This window comes from Porphyromonas sp. CAG:1061, assembly GCF_000435035.1.
Classification (GTDB): Bacteria; Bacteroidota; Bacteroidia; order Bacteroidales; family Porphyromonadaceae; genus Porphyromonas_A; species Porphyromonas_A somerae.
Genome location: NZ_HF988930.1, coordinates 3,624 through 5,709, shown reverse-complemented (window position 1 = coordinate 5,709; position 2,086 = coordinate 3,624). Strand labels below are relative to the sequence as shown.

Below are 2,086 nucleotides of genomic sequence, written 5' to 3'. Positions count from 1 at the left end.
ATAATAATTTAAGGTTTAAGTAGGTACCTTAAGTCGCGAGACTTGAGGTATTTTTTTGTATCTTTGGGGAATATGAGAGGTGGTACTTTTCTTTGCCACTAGTAATTAAGATAGAAAGACATGATAGAATACTTGAGAGGGAAGGTGGTAGAGCGTACCCCCACGGCTGCGATAATAGAGGTGGGCGGAGGAATAGGCTATTTACTCGCTATCTCCCTCAATACCTACAATAAGATACGCGAGGGTGAGGAGGCGAAGCTCTTGGTGCATGAGGTGCTGAGGGAGGATACCCACGACCTTTATGGCTTTTGTGAGGAGGCGGAGCGGAAGCTCTTTCGTCTGCTGATTACGGTGAATGGCGTTGGTCCTGCCACGGCTCGTCTGGCACTCTCTAGCTTTACCCCAAGTGAGCTCACCCGACTGATTAAGGAGGGAAATGAGGCGGGGTTGAAGTCGATCAAGGGGGTAGGGGTTCGTACCGCACAGCGAATTATTGTGGAGCTGAAGGATAAGATCGAAGCGGAGATGGGTACCTTCAATATCGGTATTGATAGTAGTAAGGACCCACTTGCCACGGAGCACCAGGCTATGTACGAGGAGGCGGAGAAGGCGTTTATTGCCCTTGGCTATCCTGCTGCAGCTGCCCGCAAGGTGGTGGCAAAGCTGGCAAAGTCCGATCCCAATATGAGTATCAATGATATGATCCGCAAGGGTCTGCAGATGCTATAGCGTGTGTGGGGAGCGATGCGGCGTTGCTACGTGGCATTGACCTTTGTACTACTCTTCTGGGGTAGTGGAAGGGCGCAATCTCTCCAGACCGATTCGGTGGGGTATCTCCCGGCGACGGGCTACTACCTCCTCTATAGCCGAGATAGCTTGGGGGTGTGGCAATTGCGGGAGCTGCTCACCTCCGAGGAGTATTTCCGTGCGAAGGCACTACAGCAATCGGGTGAAGTCTTTTATGAAAAGGGGAAGCCTCCACTGCCCCCTCCACTCCCCCAGCGACCCAAACTGGGGCTAAAGGCCAATGGTTATCTCTCCCTCAATCTAAGCCATACCACTACTGAGGAGGATAATCCTCTGCTACCGATTGGGCTACGCAAGCGAAGCCATTTCACCATTTTGCCGGAGATGAATATTCACCTCAAGGCCAACTACTCCGAGCGATTGCAGCTCGACCTTAGTTACACTACCGAGCCAGTGATGGCGGATCGCCGAAGTAGAGTGCGGCTGAGGTATGAGGGTGAAAACTACGACTTTGTGCAGCGACTACAGGCGGGCAATGTGCGAATGGAGAGTCGCAATCCGTTGATTGATACTGGTGGGGAGCTCTTTGGCGTACGGGCGGACTTGCTGATGGGTCCTTTCTCGCTTCAGGTGGTGGCCAGTCGGCAGTATGCCGAGGAGCGTAAGATTGTGGTGCAGGGCGGACGACAATTGATCCAGACGGAGCTCAAGGGTAGTGACTACGACTTTGCTCAGCACTTCTTTCTCTCGGAGTTCTTTGCCGCCCAATATAGCGACGCACTCAAGCACTTGCCCCTTGTGGAGAGTGACCTCTACATAGACCGAGTGGAGGTGTGGGTCACCACCCCACGTCAGATGGATAATCGGAGCCGTTCGGAACCGATTACTGCCTTCAAAGGGGCTTCGACTGCTCAGCAACTCCCTAGTAGCAACCTTTTTGAGGCAAGTGGTATCGAGATCACTTCTGCCCGAAAGCTTCCGCCCTCGGCCTATCCCCTCCACCCGACACTCGGATTTATCTCTCTTCAAAGTAGGCTCGGAGATGGGCAGATACTGGCGGTTGCCTACAGCTATCATTACAAAGGGAAGCGGTACCAGGTAGGGGACTTGGTGACTGCGGATGGGGGTAGTCGGCGTGTAGCACTGCTTTCAGAGCAAGATCGCTCTCCTCACTCTCCGCTTTGGGGGCTGATGATGAAGAATGGCTACTCTCTCTCGGGGGCAAGGCCAGATATCCAGAATGACGAACTACAGGTGTCGCTAGTTTTTAAGGACGAGGAGGCGGGGGTAGATAAACCGATTGTGGAGAGAGGAGCGGATAGTGGTCGCTCGTGGCTCG

1 protein-coding gene and 1 pseudogene are annotated in these 2,086 nt (G+C 53.3%); both read left to right on the top strand.

Features of this window, described 5'->3' with window-relative positions; translation table 11 throughout:
* Positions 1-120 precede the first annotated feature (120 nt).
* The gene (gene ruvA / locus QVO39_RS06610) at positions 121-729 is read left to right on the top strand and encodes a Holliday junction branch migration protein RuvA (RefSeq protein ID WP_018027513.1); all 609 of its coding nucleotides are present in this window, start codon (positions 121-123) and stop codon (positions 727-729) included.
* A gap of 15 nt (positions 730-744) precedes the next feature.
* A pseudogene (locus QVO39_RS06605) lies at positions 745-2,086 on the top strand (cell surface protein SprA); the annotation flags it as partial.